Source organism: Methylocystis sp. B8, from assembly GCF_005771425.1.
Classification (GTDB): domain Bacteria; phylum Pseudomonadota; class Alphaproteobacteria; order Rhizobiales; family Beijerinckiaceae; genus Methylocystis.
The window spans coordinates 161761-180403 of sequence record NZ_VBTZ01000005.1; the positions used below are offsets into that span (position 1 = coordinate 161761).

Sequence of the window (18643 nt, forward strand, 5' to 3'; positions counted from 1 at the left end):
GCGCGTCAACTCTCTAGAACAGCGTAACGCGTGCCCGCCTGCTTGTAGTCGCGCGACTGCAATGCGAAGCGGCCGCGCCATCTTTCCGAGGAACGTTTGTAAATGACGGTCGCCAGCAATTTGATGCAAGGTAAGCGCGGGCTCATCATGGGCGTCGCCAATGATCATTCGATCGCCTATGGCATCGCGCGCGTTCTTGCGCGCCACGGCGCGACGCTCGCATTCACCTATCAGGGCGAGGCGCTCGGCAAACGCGTCAAGCCGCTCGCGCAGGAACTCGGATCGAACCTTGTTCTGCCTTGCGACGTCGAAGACATTTCCACCGTCGACCAGGTCTTCGCCCGTCTCGAATATGACTGGGGCGACATGGATTTTCTCGTCCACTCCATCGCCTATTCCGACAAGAGCGAATTGAAGGGGCTTTATGCCGACACTTCGCGCGAAAATTTCATTCGCACGCTCGTCATTTCATGTTTCTCCTTCACGGAAGCCTCGCGCCGCGCCGCGGCGCTGATGAAGAATGGCGGATCGCTGCTGACGGTGAGTTTCGGCGGCGGCACCCATGTCATGCCGAATTACAATGTCATGGGGATCGCCAAGGCGGCGCTCGATTCATCAGTCCGCTATCTCGCCGCCGACTTCGGCGATCGCGGCATTCGCGTCAATGCGCTGTCGCCCGGCCCGGTGCGGACAATGGCGGGCGCCGGCATCACCGGCGCGCGCGCGATGGGCGCGTTTCAGAAAAAGCATTGTCCATTGCGCCGGATGATCACGCTTGATGAAATCGGCGGTTCCGCGCTTTATTTTCTATCGGAGCTTTCGGGGGGCGTTACAGGCGAAGTCCATCTCGTCGACGCCGGCTACAACATCATGTTGCAGCCTCGTCCCGAGGATTTGAACGGCGAGGAGTGACGAAATGAGGATAGCGCTCTCTTTAGCACTGGTCCTCGTTGCCGCGCCGGCGAGCGCCGCGGGCGCCGATCCTGCGACCGGCGAACATATCGCCAAAACCGAATGCGCCACCTGTCATGCGATCGCGCGCGACGCCGAGGCGAAGAGTCCCGATCCCAAGGCCCCTCGTTTCGTCGATGTCGCCAAGATGGCTTCGACGACCGAACTGTCGCTTAAAGTGTTCCTGCGCTCATCGCACAGGAACATGCCGAATTTCATTCTTTCGCGCGAAGAGATCGACTCGCTTGCGAGCTATATTTTGGAGCTTGGCGGCAAATAGCGCGCCGCCTCTTCCCTTTTGCCTCTATGTCGAGGCGGGCGTCCCGATTGGGCTTGTCGCGAACGACAGCGGTGATGCCTAGTGCGAAATTGCTTTCGGGCGAGCGGCCTTCCTCGGCCAGTTCCCTGTCGATGATCTTATCGGTCTCGGACTTGGAGAAGCGTGTGGCGATGGAGGAAGCTGCGCGCCATGCCGAAGATTGACACTCTCTATAGCGATCGGCGACCATCGATCCATCTGACGACCGGAAAGGAGGCTCCAAGATGCGGATCCGGGAGATCGATCATCTCGTGCTTCGCGTCGCTGATCTCGACGCGATGCTGAAATTTTATTGCGACGTGCTTGGCTGCGCGATCGAACGGAGAAACGACGCCCTCGGCATCGTGCAGCTCAGGGCAGGGCGCTCACTGCTTGATCTCGCGCCCGTCGACGGCCAGCTCGGCCGCGCCGGCGGCGGCGCGCCGGGAAGGGAAGGACGTAATCTCGATCACTTCTGCTTCCGGGTCGACCCTTTCGACGAGAGCAAAATCCGCAGCCACCTCGCAGCACATAACGTCGAGGCCGGCGAAACCGCTTCACGCTTTGGCGCAGAGGGCCAAGGACTGTCGATCTACATCAAGGATCCCGAACAGAATGTCGTCGAACTGAAAGGGCCGCCAATCGGTTGACGCCTGTTCAGCAAACAACGACAGCCCCGTTTTCGGAAGCGTTTCTCGCCGACTTATGGATAACCTACAGAAAGCTCACATCTAGATTGCACGCTCGCGGGTCCAGATTTGAGGCTTAAACGGTGGTTGGGGCTTGACGTTGACAGCCTGGGCGCCAAGCTCATAGGCAGCGCGAACGTCTCCGTTCGACTCCAGTCATCGCCCTGACATGATTGAGGGATTGAACCGGATGAGCTTTAAGCGACGACGAAAAACGAACTTCAGGATGAAGATCGAGAGGATGATCCATTTGAACGGCCCAAGAACCGGGCGGCGGCTGGCGCGGGGAAAGCGTGACGCGACAGGATAACGATCTGGTGCAAGCCTCCACGCCGGGCCTGCCTGTCGTAAGGCCACGAGAAAACTTTTTTGACTCGCTGCGGAAACGGCTGCCCAAAGGGGCTCTGAGCGCGCTGGGCCTTGGGGCGAGTCTCGCCGTCTTTGCGCTCGCCGCATATGTTCTCGGAAAAACGCTATCGGGCCTCAGCTACAGCGATCTGCTGAACGCCTTTCGTGCGACAAGCGCGACACAGATTCTCGCGGCGCTAGCGCTTTCCGCGCTCTCTTATCTCTTCCTGACGGGCTATGACGTCGTCGCTCTGCATCATATGCGAACGCATGCGCCTTATAGAGTGGCCGCGCTGGCGTCCTTCGCGAGCTACGCCATTTCATTCAACCTTGGATTTCCTGTCATCACCAGCGCGGCGGTCCGCTATTGGATATATTCGCGCGTTGCGCTGAGCGCGCTTCAGGTCGCCAACATCACCGTCTTCGCCGGCGTCACCTTCTGGCTCGGCATGACGCTGATGATAGGCATAGGCTTCGTTTATGGCGCGGATGCGCTTGCCGCGCTCGACGGGGCGCCAGCCATTCTTCACATTATTCCCGGCGTGCTCGTGCTCGGCGGCGTTCTCTTCTATTTTGGCTGGGTAACGCTAGAGCGCCGCAGCATTAAGCTTCGCGGCCACACTCTTGACCTGCCTGGCTTCGTCCCGACTGTGGCGCAGTTCGCGCTCGGCGTCGCCGACCTGTGCTGCGCCTCCGGCGCGCTCTATGTGCTGCTTCCCGCGGACGTCCCGCTGGACTTTGTTCCCTTCGTCGCGGTTTATATTGTCGCCTGCATTCTCGGCGTGATCAGCCATGCGCCGGGCGGCATCGGCGTCTTTGAAGCGACCATGCTGCACGCCATTCCGGCGGCTTCGCACGAAAGCGTTCTGGCGTCGCTGCTTCTGTTTCGGATGATCTACTATTTTATACCGTTCATCGTCGCGCTTGCGCTTCTTGGCGCTGACGAAGGCGCGCGCCGCTGGGCGACTTTGCGTGAGGCTATCGCGCGTATTGTGGAGGAGCGCTCGAATTGAATGGCGCCGGGCCAGTCGTCATGACTCTGTCGGTTGAGCAACGCAAGTGGCGCAATCAAGCGATGGATCTGCTGTCGCCTGTGATCAATGCGCTCCCCGAGCCAATTTTCGTCATCGACTCGGAAACGCACGTCGTCGCCGTTAACGCCGCCGCGCAATCTCTCTCGCCCGCCATTCGCCTGAACGAACCGCTTTCCCGCAGTCTTCGCTCGCCCGATATGCTCGACGCCGTCGCCCGCGTGCTCGCCGGCGGCGAGACCGAGAAAACCGTCTGGGTCGAGCGCCTACCGGTGGAATGCTGGTTCGAAGCCCATATCGCCCCGATGCAGATCGAGGGGTTCGAGCCGGCCGCAATGGTGAGCCTGCGGGATCTCACCGAGTCTCGGCGCGTCGAGCGCATGCGCGTCGACTTCGTCGCCAACGCCAGCCATGAATTGCGCACGCCGCTCGCGTCCCTTCTCGGCTTCGTCGAGACGTTGCAAGGACCGGCGCGCGAGGACGCCGAAACGCGCGATAAATTCCTCGCCATCATGCGCGAGCAGGCGCAGCGGATGGCGCGCCTCGTCGACGATCTTCTGTCGCTCTCGCGCATCGAGCAGCATATGCATCTGCGGCCGGCGACGCCCGTCGACCTCACTCTCCTGGTCGCGCATATCGTCGACACGCTGTCGCAGATGGCCGAGGACGGGGGCGTCGCCATCAACCTCGATCTCCAGCCGAACGTCGTTGCGCCGGGCGATCGGGACGAGCTTGCGCGCGTCATAGAGAATCTCGTCGAGAACGCGTTGAAATATGGGTGCGCCGAGCATGGCGCCTGCAAGCCGATCGACATTTCGCTCGCCCGCAAGGGCGCGCTCGCCGTTCTGTCGGTGCGCGACTATGGTCCCGGCGTCGCGCCGGAGCATATTCCGCGGCTCACAGAACGCTTCTATCGCGTCGATGCGGGCAAGAGCCGCGCCAAAGGGGGCACCGGGCTCGGCCTCGCCATTGTCAAACATATCGTGCTGCGCCATCGCGGCCGGCTGGTGATCGAATCCGCGCTCGGCGAAGGCACGCTGTTTCGCGTCATCCTTCCGGGAACCGAGGTTGGTTAAAGCGCTAAGTTATTTAAAAATATATATTTTGATTATGTCATAAAACTGTAATCTATCTGTCACAAAAACCTGTTGTCGGATCGCTAGTTTCTGGCGCGCGGTGGCGCGGGGCGCACCGCGAAATCTGTTCTCGAGCAAAAGAGACCTTCAAATGATCTCGACGATCTTCAAGCGCGGCGCTGGCGCAGCGCTCGCTCTCGCCGTTTTGGCTGGCGCGGCGAGCGCGATGGACATTTCCGGCGCGGGCGCGACCTTCCCTTACCCGATCTACGCCAAATGGGCCGAGGCCTATAAGAAAGAGACTGGCAACGGCCTTAACTACCAGTCGATCGGCTCGGGCGGCGGCATCAAGCAGATCAAGGCGCGCACGGTCACTTTCGGCGCCACGGACCAGCCGCTGAAGGCCGACGACCTCCAGTCCGCGGGCCTCATTCAGTGGCCGCAGGTGATCGGCGGCATCGTCCCGGTCGTCAATCTGGACGGCGTCACGGGCGGCGAGCTCACGCTGAACGGCGAGACGATCGCGAAGATTTTCCTTGGCGAAATCACAAAATGGGACGACGCGGCGATCAAAAAGCTTAACCCGAAGGTCAAGCTGTCTTCGGCGCCGATCGTTGTGGTCCATCGTTCGGACGGGTCGGGCACGACCTTTAACTTCACCAATTATCTCTCGAAGGTTTCCCCCGACTGGAAGTCGAAAGTCGGCGAGAACACTTCGGTTGAATGGCCGGTCGGCATTGGGGCCAAGGGCAATGAAGGCGTGGCGAACAATGTCGCCAACACCAAGGGCGCCATCGGCTACGTCGAATACGCCTACGCCAAGCAGAACAAGCTGACCTATACGAAGATGATCAATAAGGACAGCAAGGTCGTGGCGCCGAGCATGGACTCCTTCCAGGCGGCGGCGGCAGGCGCCGACTGGGCCCATGCCGAAGGGTTCTATGAGATCCTGACGAACGAGCCTGGCGCGAAGGCCTGGCCGATCACGGCGGCGACCTTTATCCTTCTGCCCAAGGAGCCGAAGGACGAGGCGGCCGCGGGCGAGGCGTTGAAATTCTTTGGCTGGGCCTTTGTCCATGGCGGCAAAATGGCTGAAGAGCTCGATTACATTCCGATGCCGAAAGCGGTCGTCGAGCTCATCAAGAAGACCTGGGCGAACGTTAAAGGGACCGACGGCAAGCCGCTGTCGTCGCTTTGACGCGGTTGACCGACGACTTGGTGAAATCCGACGGCCGTTTTGCGCGGCCGTCGGTTGCGATTGGCGCCTTTGGCCGAACGAAAGCGCCGGGAGTTGAGCGGATGTTCTCGATCGAGCCGAGTCGGCGAAATGCGAATGGAGCCGGCGGGGAGGCAGGTTCGGAAATGTCGGAAGTCGTGTTGCAGCAGGCGACGGCGTCATCAGTCGCAACGGATCGAGCGCGCATCCTCGTCCGATTGGCGCTCGTCGATCGTATCTTCCGCGAGCTGACGCGTGGGGCGGCGATCGCCGTATTGGTGATTCTGGGCGGCGTCATTCTCTCCTTGGTCTATGGCTCATGGCCGGCCATGAAGGCGTTTGGCTTCGGATTCCTCGTCTCGCAGGCGTGGAATCCGGTGACTGACAATTTCGGCGCCCTGCCGGCGATCTATGGCACGATCCTGACCTCGGTCATCGCTATGCTGATCGCCATTCCAGTCGGCCTCGGCATCGCCGTCTTCTTGACCGAACTCTGTCCGCACGTTTTTCGCCGCCCGATTGGCACCGCGATCGAGCTTCTCGCCGGAATTCCTTCCATCATCTACGGCATCTGGGGCCTCTTCGTACTCGCGCCGTTTCTCCAATCTCATGTGCAGCCTGCGCTGATCGCGGCGTTCGGCGACATTCCACTATTCTCAACATTGTTCGCTGGTCCGCCTTACGGGATCGGAATCCTGACGGCGGGCTTCATTCTTGCGATCATGGTGCTGCCCTTCGTCGCCTCGATCTCGCGGGACGTCTTCGAGACCGTGCCGCCGGTGTTGAAAGAGGCTGCGTCCGGAATCGGCTGCACAACCTGGGAAGTTATGCGCTACGTCGTCATGCCTTATACGCGCGTCGGCGTGATCGGCGGCGTCATGTTGGGACTCGGCAGGGCGCTGGGCGAGACGATGGCGGTCACCTTCGTGATCGGCAACGCCCATAAGATTTCCGGGTCGCTACTTGCGCCCGGCACGACGATTTCCGCGACCATCGCCAATGAATTCACTGAGGCCGTCGGCGATCTTTACACGTCAGCCCTGATCGAACTCGGCCTCATTCTCTTCGTCATCACATTCTTCGTTCTGGCGATCGCGCGTTACATGTTGATGCGCATCGAGCAAAAGGCGGCGTAAGGAGACGCTCATGTCGCTTTATGCATCTCGACGCAGCGCCAATTCCACAGCGACGACCCTCTGCTGGGTCGCGGCGGTGTTCGGACTGGCGTGGCTCTTCCTGATACTGATCGCGCTTCTTTACGAGGGTCTGCGCGGCCTGTCCCCGGCAGTCTTCACCCAAATGACGCCCCCACCCGGCAGTGACGGCGGGTTGCTCAACGCGATCTTCGGCTCGCTCATCATGACGGTGATCGGCGTCGCCATCGGCACGCCGCTCGGCATGCTGGCGGGAACCTACATGGCTGAATACGGCCGATATTCAAAGCTGACGACTGTTGTGCGCTTCATCAACGACATCCTGCTCAGCGCGCCCTCAATCGTCGTTGGCCTTTTCGTTTACACCATGCTGGTGCATCCGATGGGCCATTTCTCCGCGATTTCCGGGGCGGTCGCGCTCGCGCTGCTCGTTATCCCTGTCGTAGTGCGAACAACAGAAGACATGCTTCTGCTCGTGCCGGGATCGATGCGTGAAGCGGCTTCGGCGCTCGGCGCGCCCCGCGCGCATGTCGTCTCCAGAGTCGCCTATCGCGCCGCCAAGGCGGGCCTGATCACCGGCGTGCTGCTGGCGATCGCCCGGGTGTCCGGCGAGACCGCGCCGCTTCTATTCACGGCGCTGAACAATCAGTTCTGGAGCACCGACCTGGCCGCCCCAATGGCGAGCCTGCCCGTCGTCATCTTCCAGTTCGCGCTCTCGCCCTACAAGGACTGGCAGCAGCTCGCCTGGACCGGCGCGCTTCTCATCACCGTCGCTGTTCTCGCTCTATCGATCGCTGCGCGCACGTTAAGCGCCGGCCGGAGGAAATCGAAATGAACGCCGCTGTCCAAGCACCGAAAGAGCCGCCGACGAAAGTTTCGGTGAGCGGTCTCGATTTCTATTACGGGGCGGATCGTTCACTCAAAAACATCAGCATGCCGCTTCACACAAATAAGGTTACGGCTTTCATCGGACCTTCCGGCTGCGGCAAGTCGACTTTGCTGCGCGTGTTGAACCGGATGTACGACCTCTACCCCGGACAGCGGGCGGAGGGCGAAGTGCTGCTTGACGGCGAGAATATTCTCGACCCTGCGATCGATCTTAATGCTCTGCGCGCGCGCGTCGGCATGATCTTCCAAAAGCCGACGCCATTCCCCATGTCGATCTATGAAAATATCGCCTTCGGCATTCGGCTCTATGAGAAACTGCCGCGCGCCGATCTCGATGCGCGGGTCGAAGCGGCCCTGCGCGGCGCCGCTCTCTGGGACGAGGTGAAAGATAAGCTCCACGCCAGCGGTCTCGGCCTTTCGGGCGGACAGCAGCAGCGTCTCTGCATTGCGCGTAGCGTGGCCGTACAACCGGAAGTCATTCTGTTCGACGAACCCTGCTCGGCGCTCGATCCGATCTCGACGGCGAAAGTCGAAGAGCTCATCGACGAGCTTACGAACCGCTACACGATCGCGATCGTCACTCACAATATGCAGCAGGCGGTGCGCGTGTCCGATTACACCGCCTTCATGTATCTCGGCGAACTCATCGAATTCGGCGAGACTGACGACGTGTTCAACAAGCCGAAGGAAAAGCGAACGCTCGACTATATCACGGGCCGTTTTGGCTAAGCAGCGACTCAAGGACGGCGCTCATGAGCGATCATATTGTTAAATCCTACGACCGCGACCTGGAGGCGCTCGGACGCCGCATCGCCGAAATGGGCGGCGTGGCGGAAAAAATGCTGGCTGAAGCGATGGACGCCCTGTCGACTTTCGATGTCGACCTCGCCCATCGCGTCGTTTCAAGCGATCCGCGGCTCGATGCGCTTCAGCGCGAAATCGAGGAAAACGCCATCCTCACCATCGCCCGCAGACAGCCGCTGGCGGTTGACTTGCGCGAATGCATCGCCGCGATCCGCATCTCCGGCGACATCGAGCGTGTCGGCGACCTCGCCAAGAATATCGCCAAGCGAACCCTCAAGATCGTTTCAGAGGCGCGTGTGCCGCGCGCCATTGTCGGCCTGAAATCGATGCATGAAATCGCCGCGATGCAGCTTAAGGACGCGCTCGACGCTTACGCCTTGCGCGACACCGAACGTGCGCGCGCCGTATGGCAGAACGATTCGGATCTCGATGCGCTGGAGGATTCCGTATTTCGCGATCTCCTCACCTTCATGATGGAGGACCCGCGTAACATTTCATTCTGTACGCATCTTCTGTTCTGCTCGAAAAATCTCGAGCGGATCGGCGATCACACGACCAATATCTCGGAGACTGTCGTCTATCTCGTCACCGGGGAGTCGATGCCCACCGAGCGGCCAAAATCGCGCATCCCCGACTTCGGCGTGAAGGACGAGGCGGCGCAATGAATGAAGTAAATACCGCCATACAGCGCAGTAGTGGGAAGAGCGATCGCGCGCCGCGCATCCTCGTGGTTGAGGACGAGACGTCGCTCGCAACTTTGCTGGTCTATAATCTGGAAGCCGAAGGCTATCAGGTCGAGCATGTCGACAACGGTGACGAAGCCGAGCTGCGGCTCGCCGAGTCTCCGCCGGATCTTGTCATTCTCGACTGGATGCTTCCGGGCGTTTCGGGACTTGAGATCTGCCGACGCCTGCGCGCCCGCGACAACGCCAAAGACATGCCGGTGATCATGCTCACCGCGCGCGGCGAGGAAGGCGAGCGCGTGCGCGGGCTCTCAGTCGGCGCCGACGACTATGTCGTCAAGCCATTTTCGACACCAGAGTTGATGGCGCGGGTGCGCGCATTGCTCCGCCGGGCGCGGCCCGAGCGCGTCGCGTCACGGCTGACGCTGGGCGACATTGATCTCGACCGCGACACGCGTCGCGTGCGGCGATCGGGGCGCGAAATTCACCTCGGCCCGACGGAATTCCGGCTGCTCGAATATTTTATGGAAAAGCCAGGGCGCGTCTTCACCCGCGCGCAGCTGCTTGACAGCGTCTGGGGCATGTCGGCGGAGATCGACGAACGTACGGTCGACGTCCATGTCGGACGATTGCGCAAGGCGCTGATCCGCGGCCGTGAGAAGGATCCGATCCGCACTGTGCGCGGGGCCGGCTATTCCTTTGACGAGACTTTCGGACAGGAGTGACCGGACCGCCGCGGCGGTTACGCGTAGCGCTGCGTCCTCAACTGATCCCGCGCACGGCGGCGATCATGCGCAGGCTGATAAGCGACGCGCGCGTGATAGGCGCAGTAGGGGCCGCCGCCGACCGTCGACTTGCCGCCGCAGAAGCGGAATTCCGGCGACGTCGGATCGCCCATCGGCCACCGGCACATGGATTCACGCAGCTCCATGAGCGTGACGCGCTCCGAGATCGGGATGACCACTTCTTCTTCCGGCGCAAGCCGCGGCGACGCGAGCGCATGAGGCGCAAAAGCGAGCGCCAAATTGCCATGCGAAGAGACGCCGTTCATACGCGGCTGAATCTGGCGAGGCGCCTTGGCGACGCGCGGACGCTGCGCGCTCACCGTTTTGGCGCGCTCGGCAAGCCCCAAACGGTGGATCTTGCCGATCACGGCGTTGCGGGTGATGCCGGGTCCGAGTTCAGCCGCCACTTGGCTGGCGCTCAGGCCGTCGCTCCAAAGCTTGCGGAGCAGTTCGACGCGTTCGTCGGTCCATGACATTAGGCTTCTCCATTCTTTCGGGTCGAGCGCGGGTCAGAGTTTCTTCCGACTGCAGCGCAGGCCTGAAGCCCAGCAGCGATGTGACGCGCATCAACACTCGAGAGAACGCGCCCAAACAACGACGCGGGCGCCGACTAGAAACTCACTATTTACTTTGAATCACGCGCGAGTCGCGCTGGCAAGCGCGCGCAGGCGTTCTCAACAGCCTTTCACCGCGACTGTGGTCTCCAGGACTCACTTTGTTCCAGGCGCGCGAGGCTTCAACGCCCCATGATCGCGGGGCTTCATGGATTTGACCGCGCGGGGCGGGGCGCTTAAAATCCCGCCAGATGCCGCCCTCAAAAGGGCGGCGCTTTGTTTTTCGAGCTTCCAAAACCACCGACGGGAGCATGGAGCAGGGCTTTTGACGTCAGCGCTTTATCCGACCTATCCGCGCGCCGATCTCACGTTCAAACATGGCGAGGGCGCGTGGCTGACTGCGGAAAACGGCGACCGCTATCTCGACTTCAGCGCGGGCGTCGCCGTGCTGTCGCTCGGCCATAATCATCCGCATCTCGTCGAAACCTTAAAGCGCGCGGCCGAAGAGCCCTGGCACGTTTCCAATCTTTTCCGTATCCCGCAGGCCGAGCGTCTGGCGCAGCGGCTCTGCGAGGCGACATTCGCTGAGCTCGTTTTTTTCACCAATTCCGGCGCGGAAGCGGTGGAATGCGCGATCAAGACCGCGCGCAAGTTTCACGCAGTCAACGGCAGGTCGGAACGCTATCGCCTGATCACCTTCGAAGGCGCTTTCCATGGCCGCACGCTCGCGACGATCGCCGCAGGGGGCAACGCCAAATATCTTGACGGCTTCGGGCCCCCCGTCGACGGCTTCGATCAAGTTCCATTCGGCGATTACGACGCCGTCGAGGCGGCGATCACGCAAGAAACGGCGGGCGTGCTGCTCGAACCCATTCAGGGAGAGGGCGGCCTGCGCGTTTTTGCGCCCTCCTTCCTCACGCGGCTGCGGGCGCTTTGCGATGCGCGCGGGCTGTTGCTCGTTGTTGACGAAGTGCAATGCGGCGTCGGCCGCACCGGCAAGTTTCTCGCCTGCGAACATGCCGGCGTCGCGCCTGATATTGCGGCCCTCGCCAAGGGGCTCGGCGGCGGCTTTCCGCTCGGCGCTTGCCTCGCGACGCGTGAGGCGGCCAAAGGCATGACGCTCGGCGCGCATGGCTCGACGTTCGGCGGCAACCCTTTGGCGACGGCGGTGAGCGGCGCCGTTCTCGACGTCGTGCTCGAGGATGGCTTCATGGCGCGGGTCGCGCGTCTCGGCGCGTTGCTGCGCCAGCGGCTTGCTGAACTCGAGGACCGCTATCCGTCGCTCATCGAAGAGATTCGCGGCGAGGGTCTGATGTTCGGCCTCAAGACGAAGATCCCAAACGCCGACTTCGCCGCCGCTGCGCGCGCCGAAGGCCTGTTGACTGTGCTCGCCGGCGACAATGTCGTGCGGCTGTTGCCGCCGCTCATCATCGATGAGAGCGATATCGCGGCGGCGACTTCCCGCCTGGCCGCCGCCTGCGCCAGGCTCGCCGCGCCCGCAGAAAAGCTCGGAGCCGCGTGATGACCGCCCATTCGCTGACGCGGCCGCGCAGCTTTCTCGATCTTGCCGATCACTCCGGCGAAGAGCTGCGCCGCATTCTCGATCTCGCCAAGTCGCTCAAGGCGCGGCGCGTGAGAGGCGCGGAGCCCACCGAACGGCCACTGGCCGGCAAATATCTCGGCATGGTGTTCGACAAGCCGTCAACCCGCACGCGCGTCTCCTTTGACATCGCGATGCGCGAGCTCGGCGGCGAGACGATCATGCTGACGGGCGCCGAAATGCAGCTTGGCCGTGGTGAAACCATCGCCGACACGGCGCGCGTGCTATCGCGTTTCCTCGACGCGGTCATGGTGCGAATTCTCTCGCACCATGATCTAATGGAGCTGGCGCGTTTCGGCAATCTGCCGGTCATCAACGGGCTGACCAAGCAGTCGCATCCCTGCCAGGTGATGGCGGACGTTTTGACCTTCGAGGAACATCTCGGCCCGATCGAAGGGCGGACGGTGGCCTGGAGCGGCGACGCCAATAATGTGCTCACCAGCTTGGTGCACGCCGCAGGCCGCCTGGGCTTTACGATCAATGTGGCGACGCCAGCGGATTTCGCGCCCTCGGAAGCGCTCGTCAGCTGGGCGAAAGCCAATGGCGCGAAGATGAATATGACGCGCGACGCCTATGAGGCGGTGGCGGGCGCCGACGCCGTGATTACGGATTGCTGGGTGTCGATGGGCGATGCGGACGAGGAGCAGCGCCGGGCGGCGCTCGCGCCTTATCAGGTCGACTCGAAACTGATGCGCGCGGCCGCGAAGCACGCGATCTTCATGCATTGTCTGCCGGCGCATCGCGGCGAGGAGGTCGCCGCCGAAGTGATCGACGGGCCGCAGTCGGTCGTCTTTGACGAAGCCGAGAACCGCCTTCACGCCCAGAAGGGCGTGCTGTGCTGGTGTCTCGCGCCGGGGCAGGTCTGATGCCGCAAGGCGGGGACCCGCCGCCAAGCCGGCCAGTCGCGCTTCATTCCGAAGATGACCGGGTTCTGCCCTTCGCGGTCGAAGCGCTCGACCTGCGCGGCCGAGTCGTGCGTCTTGGGCCCACGGTCAATTCCATCCTGAGTCATTACGCCTATCCGCCGCAGGTCGCGCGTCTGCTCGGCGAAGCGGTGGCGCTCGCCGCGCTGCTTGGCTCGATCCTCGAATCTCACGGCCGTTTTCAGCTGCAAACGCGCAGCGACGGTCCGGTCGACATGCTTGTCGTCGACTATGACGCGCCGGGGAAACTGCGCGGCTTCGCGCGTTTCGACGCGGATCAGGTCGCTGAAATGCGCGACGCTTCGCCTGCGGCGCTCTTCGGACGCGGCCATCTCGCGCTCACCATCGAACGTGAGGAAGACGCTGCGCGCTATCAGGGAGTCGTGCCGCTCGAAGGTGAAAGCCTCGCCGAGGCGGCGCATATCTATTTTAGGCAATCGGAGCAGATCCCGTCCTTTGTCAGATTAGCCGTCGCGGAAATCGTTACGCCGCAGGGCCGGAGCTGGCGCGCTGGCGGACTGCTCCTGCAATATTTGCCGCCCGGCGGCGCGCGCGCGCGCGACCTTCATCCAGGCGACGCGCCTGAGGGCGTGGAGGAGCTTTTAGAAGAAAATGATCATTGGACCGAGGGCCAGGCGCTCGCCGCCACTCTCGAAGACCATGAACTCGTCGATCCGGCGCTATCTGGCGAGCGCCTGCTCTATCGGCTCTTCCACGAGCGCGGCGTCAAAGTTTTCGCTGAACGCGCGGTCGAAGAATTCTGCCGCTGCTCGCGCGAGCGCATCGACAAGCTCTTGAAGAGCTTCTCCCCGCAAGAGCGACACGACATGATCGGCGACGACGGCCGCATCGGGGTCACCTGCGAATTCTGCGGCACGCTGCGAAGCTTCGACCCCGCCGATTTCGACTGAGCAGCGCGGAGCAAAGCAATGTCCGCTGAATTTATCTTTCCGCCGCCGCCTTGCCCAAGCGTCGCCATCGCGCAAGACGCGCGGCGATTTCCGGTGCGGCGGATATTCTGCATTGCGCTGAATTACGCTGCGCATGCCCGCGAGATGGGAAAGGAGCCGGCGAAGGATGCAAGCGCCGAGCCGCCTTTCTTCTTCACCAAACCCGCCGACGCCATCGTCGAGAGCGGCGCGACGATTCCCTATCCGACGCTGACGCACGATCTTCACCACGAGATCGAACTGGTTGCGGCGCTGGGCCGCGGGGGCGCCGATATATCCGCCGCTCGGGCGCTCGACTGCATCTTCGGCTATGCCGCCGGGATCGACCTGACGCGGCGCGATCTGCAAACGGCGGCGCGCAGCTCGGGCCGGCCGTGGGACATGTCAAAAGGCTTCGATCATTCCGCGCCGATCGGCGCAATCCGCCCCGTCGCGGCTATGGGCCATCATCCGACGCGCGGGCGCATCTCGCTTTCCGTCAACGGCGTCCTTCGCCAGGCGGGCGATCTCAGCGATCTCATTTGGAGCGTTCCCCAAATCATCGCGGCGCTTTCGCGCAATGTCGCGCTCGCGCCCGGCGATCTCATCTTCACCGGCACGCCTTCGGGCGTCGGACCGCTTCTCCCCGGCGACCTGGTCGAAGGCGAGGTCGAGCATGTCGGCTCCGTGGCCGTAAGCATCGAAAAATAGGGCAGGTTGCGCCGGGCCTGCAAACCCGGCTATTTGCAGAAGCGTGAAACGCCTTCGCGCGATCTTTCGCAACCGTCGTTGCGCCTCTGCCGAGCCGTCGGCGCGCGAGGCTCTGGGCATGCCGGTCAATCTCGACCCTGAAAACTGGGACGAATTTCGCGCCGAGAGCCATCGCGCGCTCGACACGATGCTCGACTATCTGCGCGCGATCCGCGAGCGTCCGGTCTGGACCGAGCCGAGTGAAGAGGCGCGGGCGCGCTTCAAACGCGCCCTTCCTCAAGAGGGACGCGACCTGTCCGCCGTGCTTGAGGATTTCGATCGCTATATCAAGCCGTTCGCGACCGGAAACACCCACCCGATGTTCATGGGCTGGGCGCAAGGGGCGGGCACGCCGGCCGGAATGATCGCCGAAATGCTCGCCGCCGGCATGAATTCGAACTGCGGCGGACGCAATCACATCGCGATCGACGTCGAGCGCCAGATCGCCGCCTGGATGGCCGAGGCCTTCGGCTTTCCGCCTGACGCCAGCGGCATTTTCGTCACCGGGACGTCGATCGCCAATTTCCTTTGCCTGCTCGTCGCGCGCGACCAGGCCTATGGCGACAGGGACGTGCGGCTCAACGGTCTTTGCGCGCAATCGGGCCAGCTTATCGCCTATGCGTCGCGCGAAGCGCATAATTGCGTCCGCCAAGCGATGGAGCTCGCCGGACTCGGCGCACGACATCTGCGCCTCATTCCCTCTGACGAGCGACGAGCGATGAAGATCGCCGATCTTCGTCACGCCATCGCCGCCGACCGCGCGGCGGGCTTCAGGCCGTTCTTGATCGTCGGCACGGCGGGAACGGTCGACACCGGCGCGATCGATCGTCTCGACCGGCTCGCGGACGTCGCGCACAGCGAAGACATGTGGTTTCACGTCGACGGGGCCTTCGGCGCGCTGGCTGCGCTCTCTCCCACGCTCAAGCCCATGGTCAAAGGGCTGGAGCGCGCCGACAGCGTCGCCTTCGATTTCCACAAATGGCTACACGTCCCTTATGACGCAGGCTTCTTTCTGGTGCGCGACAGGGAGGCGCATAAGCGCGCCTTCGCCGCCAACGCCGCCTATCTGTCTCGCGCGCCGCGAGGCCTCGCGGCCGGCGATTCCTGGCCCTGCGATCTCGGCCCAGACCTTTCGCGCGGCTTTCGCGCCCTCAAAGCCTGGTTCACCATCGAAACCTTCGGCGCCAAGCGTCTCGGCCAATGTGTCGAGCAGACCTGCCGCATGGCGAAGCGTCTCGAGGCGTGGATCGCGCAATCGGACGCTTTCGTGCTGCGCGCGCCGGTGACGCTCAATATCGTCTGCTTCGGCGTCAAAGACGATGAGGATGGGTCTCTCGCGCGCGAAATCGTCATGGAGCTGCATGAGCGCGGGGAAGCGGCGCCGTCGCTGACCATCCTCGATGGGGTTCCGGCGATCCGCGCCGCAATTATCAATCATCGGACCGAGGCGCGCGACATCGACGCCTTTACCGAGTTTTTGAAGGCGGCGCTTCGTCGCGCGCGCAAGGAGCCGCATGATTTCGGCGCCGTCGTCGAGCCGCACGGACCGGGCAAGACCCGGCTATCCGAGGATTGACGCCGCGCTATCGTAAGCCTGTGATCTTTCGATCGGTTTTTTACGTCTTCCAGTGAGCGCAGCCATGACCTTAGACCGCCTCGCACAAGCGCCGCACGTCGGCATTCCCGGATGTCTTTGGTTCGTGCGGTTTAACGAGGCCGGCGAAGCCGAGCCCGGAACGATCGAAGATTTCGAAAACATCGGAGCCCCGCGCGAGGGTTTCTTGTGGCTGCACATGGACCTTGCCGACGTGCGCGCGCGCCCGCTGTTGACGCGCATTGCGGCGCTTTCCGAAGACGCGCGCGACTCGCTTTGCGATCCGGTCGATCACCAGCATCTCGAATATTCGGAGGGAATCGTCAGCGGCGCCCTGCTCGATTACGAGCGCGACCTTGGTGGGCCGACGTCGCGCACCGACTATGTCCGCTTCGCTTCGGGCGCGAGCTTCTTCATCAGCGCGCGGCGCCTGCCGATGGACAGCATCGAGGCGACGCACATCGCCGTCAATCGCGGCGCGCGCCTTACGTCGCCGATCCATCTGTTCGAACTGCTGACCGATGCGCTGATCGACGGGCTGGCGCGAAAAGCGGCCGAACTTGGCGCGGCCTTCGATCGCGTCGAGGACCGCATCATCGATCAGCGCGGCCGCCAAGCACGGCCCGCGCTCAGCGCCGCGCGGCGTGACGCGGTGCGCCTCGCGCGTCAGATCAGCGGCCTTTCGGCGACCGTGGCGCGACTCGAAACCATCGAGGAGGAGGTCGGCGAACAGCGGGATAACGACCTGCGCGACGCCGCTGCGCGGCTCGTTCAACACGCAAGCGCGTTGACCCAGGATGTGACGAGCCTTCAAGAGCGCGCCCGCCTCCTGCAAGACGAGCTTAACGCGCTCCTGAGCCTGGAAACTAACGATCGGCTCTATGTGTTGACCTTGACCACGATGCTGTTGCTGCCCGCGACCTTCGTCACTGGCTATTTCGGCATGAATACCAGAAATCTGCTCTTCTCGGAAACCGAAAACGGCACGCTTTACGCCACGATTCTTTGCGTCCTGGCCTCGGCGACGGCGCTTTTCCTCATGCGTCGCTGGGGTCTTGCGGGCGCGCCTGAGGGCGAGGAGCAAAGGCCGAGGGGGGGGCGTCCGGATCGGCCCGCGGACAGGAGTTTTTGACGTTCGCTTCGTAATTGGCGGGGTTTACAGGCGTGCGCCTGACGCCTAGTTTCCGCGCCGACTGCGGCGCAAGGCCGCTTCGAACAACTCCATTGGGAAGATCATGCGCGCCGAACCGCTAGCGCTGAAAGCCGACATCGAGCAGTCCATCGGACTGCTGAGGAGGCATCTTTGACGTCGATACGTCTCAACGTCGTCTTGCCGAACTAAACGTCCGGGCGGAAGATCCCGCGCTCTGGAACGACCCCGAAGCCGCGCAGAAAGTTATGCGCGAGCGCACCCAGCTTGAAGAGCAGATTGGCGCGCTCTCAAGTCTTGTGCGCGAACTCGATGACGCGCTGACGCTCGTCGAGCTCGGCCAGTCCGAGGACGACCCTGACACTGAAAAAGAAGGCGTCGACGCGCTCAAAAGCGTCTTGAAGCAAGCGCGCGCCCGCCAGATCGAAGCGCTTTTTTCCGGCGAAGCGGATGCCAACGACACTTTTATCGAGGTACATTCGGGCGCCGGCGGCACCGAGAGCCAGGATTGGGCGCGCATGCTTTTCCGCATGTACGCCCGCTGGGGCGAGCGTCATAAATTCAAGGTCGAAGTCATCGAGGAGACGCCGGGCGAAGAGGCCGGCATCAAATCGGGCACCATTCTGGTTAAAGGCCACAACGCCCATGGCTGGGCGAAGACTGAATCGGGCGTACATCGCCTCGTGCGCATCTCGCCTTTTGATTCCAACGCCCGCCGCCACACCAGCTTCGCCTCCGTGTGGGTCTATCCCGTTGTCGACGACAGGATTGAGGTGAACGTCAATGAATCCGACTGCCGTATAGACACGTATCGATCGTCAGGCGCCGGCGGTCAGCACGTTAATACGACGGATTCCGCGATCCGCATCACCCATCTTCCGACCGGCATCGTCGTCGCCTGTCAGGCCGAGCGCTCGCAGCACAAGAACCGAGCGACCGCTTGGAACATGCTGCGCGCCCGGCTCTATGAACTTGAGATCGAAAAGCGCGAGGCGGAGGCCAATAAGGTCGCGGCGTCGAAAACCGAAATCGGCTGGGGTCATCAGATCCGCAGCTATGTGCTGCAGCCCTATCAGCTGGTGAAGGATCTGCGCACCGGCTTCACGTCGGGGACGCCGTCCGGGGTCCTTGACGGCGAACTCGACGATTTCATGCAGGCCTCGCTGGCGCAGCGTATATACGGGGGCGGTCCAGAAAAGGTCGAGGACGTCGAGTAGCCG

The 18643-nt window shown here is 62.5% G+C and carries 19 protein-coding genes and 1 pseudogene; 18 read left to right on the plus strand and 2 right to left on the minus strand.

Annotation, left to right across the window (positions count from 1 at the left end; all coding sequences use genetic code 11):
- Window positions 1-102: 102 nt before the first annotated feature.
- Complete coding sequence (gene fabI / locus FEV16_RS10695; protein ID WP_138167607.1) at window positions 103-912, plus strand: enoyl-ACP reductase FabI; 810 nt, start codon at window positions 103-105, stop codon at window positions 910-912.
- Window positions 913-916: 4 nt separating this feature from the next.
- Complete coding sequence (locus tag FEV16_RS10700; protein ID WP_138167608.1) at window positions 917-1231, plus strand: cytochrome c; 315 nt, start codon at window positions 917-919, stop codon at window positions 1229-1231.
- Here FEV16_RS10700 and FEV16_RS17260 read toward each other — a convergent pair.
- A pseudogene (locus FEV16_RS17260) lies at window positions 1167-1391 on the minus strand (hypothetical protein); the annotation flags it as partial. The gene FEV16_RS10700 and the pseudogene FEV16_RS17260 sit on opposite strands and share 65 nt — an antisense overlap.
- A gap of 103 nt (window positions 1392-1494) precedes the next feature.
- Between FEV16_RS17260 and FEV16_RS10705 the strand changes: the two are divergent.
- The 9 genes from FEV16_RS10705 to phoB all read left to right on the plus strand — a co-directional run bounded on the left by FEV16_RS10705 (window position 1495) and on the right by phoB (window position 9863).
- Window positions 1495-1899 (plus strand): VOC family protein, encoded by a 405-nt coding sequence (locus FEV16_RS10705; RefSeq protein WP_138167609.1) that lies wholly within the window; start codon window positions 1495-1497, stop codon window positions 1897-1899.
- A gap of 332 nt (window positions 1900-2231) precedes the next feature.
- On the plus strand, window positions 2232-3299 hold the full coding sequence (locus FEV16_RS10710; protein ID WP_138167610.1) for a lysylphosphatidylglycerol synthase domain-containing protein: 1068 nt from the start codon (window positions 2232-2234) through the stop codon (window positions 3297-3299).
- Window positions 3296-4393 carry an ATP-binding protein gene (locus FEV16_RS10715; RefSeq protein WP_138167611.1) on the plus strand — a complete coding sequence of 366 codons (1098 nt, stop codon included), beginning with the start codon at window positions 3296-3298 and terminating at the stop codon, window positions 4391-4393. Before FEV16_RS10710 ends, FEV16_RS10715 begins: the two co-directional genes overlap by 4 nt.
- A 151-nt stretch (window positions 4394-4544) precedes the next feature.
- Window positions 4545-5591, plus strand: a complete 1047-nt coding sequence (pstS, locus tag FEV16_RS10720; RefSeq protein ID WP_138167612.1) for a phosphate ABC transporter substrate-binding protein PstS — start codon at window positions 4545-4547, stop codon at window positions 5589-5591.
- Between the two features lie 164 nt (window positions 5592-5755).
- Window positions 5756-6745: a phosphate ABC transporter permease subunit PstC gene (gene pstC, locus FEV16_RS10725; protein WP_138167613.1), complete on the plus strand. Its 990-nt coding sequence runs from the start codon at window positions 5756-5758 to the stop codon at window positions 6743-6745.
- A gap of 10 nt (window positions 6746-6755) precedes the next feature.
- Window positions 6756-7598, plus strand: coding sequence for a phosphate ABC transporter permease PstA (gene pstA / locus FEV16_RS10730; protein WP_138167614.1), 843 nt, complete (start codon window positions 6756-6758; stop codon window positions 7596-7598).
- Window positions 7595-8380 carry a phosphate ABC transporter ATP-binding protein PstB gene (gene pstB / locus FEV16_RS10735; RefSeq protein WP_138167615.1) on the plus strand — a complete coding sequence of 262 codons (786 nt, stop codon included), beginning with the start codon at window positions 7595-7597 and terminating at the stop codon, window positions 8378-8380. Before pstA ends, pstB begins: the two co-directional genes overlap by 4 nt.
- Window positions 8381-8403: 23 nt before the next feature.
- Entirely contained in the window at window positions 8404-9120 is a 717-nt protein-coding gene (phoU, locus tag FEV16_RS10740) for a phosphate signaling complex protein PhoU (protein WP_138167616.1), read from the plus strand.
- Window positions 9117-9863 (plus strand): phosphate regulon transcriptional regulator PhoB, encoded by a 747-nt coding sequence (phoB, locus tag FEV16_RS10745; protein WP_138167617.1) that lies wholly within the window; start codon window positions 9117-9119, stop codon window positions 9861-9863. The genes phoU and phoB overlap by 4 nt, the downstream gene beginning before the upstream one ends.
- Window positions 9864-9880: 17 nt before the next feature.
- On the opposite strand, the gene FEV16_RS10750 is transcribed toward phoB, so the two are convergent.
- On the minus strand, window positions 9881-10399 hold the full coding sequence (locus FEV16_RS10750; protein WP_138167618.1) for a GcrA family cell cycle regulator: 519 nt from the start codon (window positions 10397-10399) through the stop codon (window positions 9881-9883).
- 403 nt (window positions 10400-10802) lie between these two features.
- Between FEV16_RS10750 and FEV16_RS10755 the strand changes: the two genes are divergently transcribed.
- From FEV16_RS10755 to prfB, 7 genes are all read left to right on the plus strand, one after another.
- Window positions 10803-11999 carry an aspartate aminotransferase family protein gene (locus tag FEV16_RS10755; protein WP_138167619.1) on the plus strand — a complete coding sequence of 399 codons (1197 nt, stop codon included), beginning with the start codon at window positions 10803-10805 and terminating at the stop codon, window positions 11997-11999.
- Entirely contained in the window at window positions 11999-12943 is a 945-nt protein-coding gene (argF, locus tag FEV16_RS10760; protein WP_138167620.1) for an ornithine carbamoyltransferase, read from the plus strand. The genes FEV16_RS10755 and argF overlap by 1 nt, the downstream gene beginning before the upstream one ends.
- Window positions 12943-13911: an Hsp33 family molecular chaperone gene (locus tag FEV16_RS10765; RefSeq protein ID WP_138167621.1), complete on the plus strand. Its 969-nt coding sequence runs from the start codon at window positions 12943-12945 to the stop codon at window positions 13909-13911. The genes argF and FEV16_RS10765 overlap by 1 nt, the downstream gene beginning before the upstream one ends.
- A gap of 18 nt (window positions 13912-13929) precedes the next feature.
- Window positions 13930-14640, plus strand: coding sequence for a fumarylacetoacetate hydrolase family protein (locus FEV16_RS10770; protein WP_138167622.1), 711 nt, complete (start codon window positions 13930-13932; stop codon window positions 14638-14640).
- 118 nt (window positions 14641-14758) lie between these two features.
- A complete protein-coding gene (locus FEV16_RS10775) occupies window positions 14759-16255 on the plus strand; it encodes a pyridoxal-dependent decarboxylase (RefSeq protein ID WP_246657276.1) in 1497 nt (498 codons plus the stop codon).
- Between the two features lie 64 nt (window positions 16256-16319).
- Entirely contained in the window at window positions 16320-17405 is a 1086-nt protein-coding gene (locus tag FEV16_RS10780) for a CorA family divalent cation transporter (RefSeq protein WP_138167624.1), read from the plus strand.
- A 103-nt stretch (window positions 17406-17508) separates the two neighbouring features.
- A protein-coding gene (prfB, locus tag FEV16_RS10785) for a peptide chain release factor 2 (RefSeq protein ID WP_138167625.1) occupies window positions 17509-18640 on the plus strand; the annotation gives its coding sequence in 2 pieces (ribosomal slippage) (window positions 17509-17577 and window positions 17579-18640; 1131 coding nt in all).
- Window positions 18641-18643: the final 3 nt, after the last annotated feature.

Bases quoted from the DNA above. Each gene is read 5' to 3' on its own strand.
- fabI (WP_138167607.1), top strand. From the start codon at position 103: ATGACGGTCGCCAGCAATTTGATGCAAGGTAAGCGCGGGCTCATCATG.
- FEV16_RS10700 (WP_138167608.1), top strand. From the start codon at position 917: ATGAGGATAGCGCTCTCTTTAGCACTGGTCCTCGTTGCCGCGCCGGCG.
- FEV16_RS10705 (WP_138167609.1), top strand. From the start codon at position 1,495: ATGCGGATCCGGGAGATCGATCATCTCGTGCTTCGCGTCGCTGATCTC.
- pstS (WP_138167612.1), top strand. From the start codon at position 4,545: ATGATCTCGACGATCTTCAAGCGCGGCGCTGGCGCAGCGCTCGCTCTC.
- pstC (WP_138167613.1), top strand. From the start codon at position 5,756: ATGTCGGAAGTCGTGTTGCAGCAGGCGACGGCGTCATCAGTCGCAACG.
- pstA (WP_138167614.1), top strand. From the start codon at position 6,756: ATGTCGCTTTATGCATCTCGACGCAGCGCCAATTCCACAGCGACGACC.
- pstB (WP_138167615.1), top strand. From the start codon at position 7,595: ATGAACGCCGCTGTCCAAGCACCGAAAGAGCCGCCGACGAAAGTTTCG.
- phoU (WP_138167616.1), top strand. From the start codon at position 8,404: ATGAGCGATCATATTGTTAAATCCTACGACCGCGACCTGGAGGCGCTC.
- phoB (WP_138167617.1), top strand. From the start codon at position 9,117: ATGAATGAAGTAAATACCGCCATACAGCGCAGTAGTGGGAAGAGCGAT.
- FEV16_RS10750 (WP_138167618.1), bottom strand. From the start codon at position 10,399: ATGTCATGGACCGACGAACGCGTCGAACTGCTCCGCAAGCTTTGGAGC.
- argF (WP_138167620.1), top strand. From the start codon at position 11,999: ATGACCGCCCATTCGCTGACGCGGCCGCGCAGCTTTCTCGATCTTGCC.
- FEV16_RS10765 (WP_138167621.1), top strand. From the start codon at position 12,943: ATGCCGCAAGGCGGGGACCCGCCGCCAAGCCGGCCAGTCGCGCTTCAT.
- FEV16_RS10770 (WP_138167622.1), top strand. From the start codon at position 13,930: ATGTCCGCTGAATTTATCTTTCCGCCGCCGCCTTGCCCAAGCGTCGCC.
- FEV16_RS10775 (WP_246657276.1), top strand. From the start codon at position 14,759: ATGCCGGTCAATCTCGACCCTGAAAACTGGGACGAATTTCGCGCCGAG.
- FEV16_RS10780 (WP_138167624.1), top strand. From the start codon at position 16,320: ATGACCTTAGACCGCCTCGCACAAGCGCCGCACGTCGGCATTCCCGGA.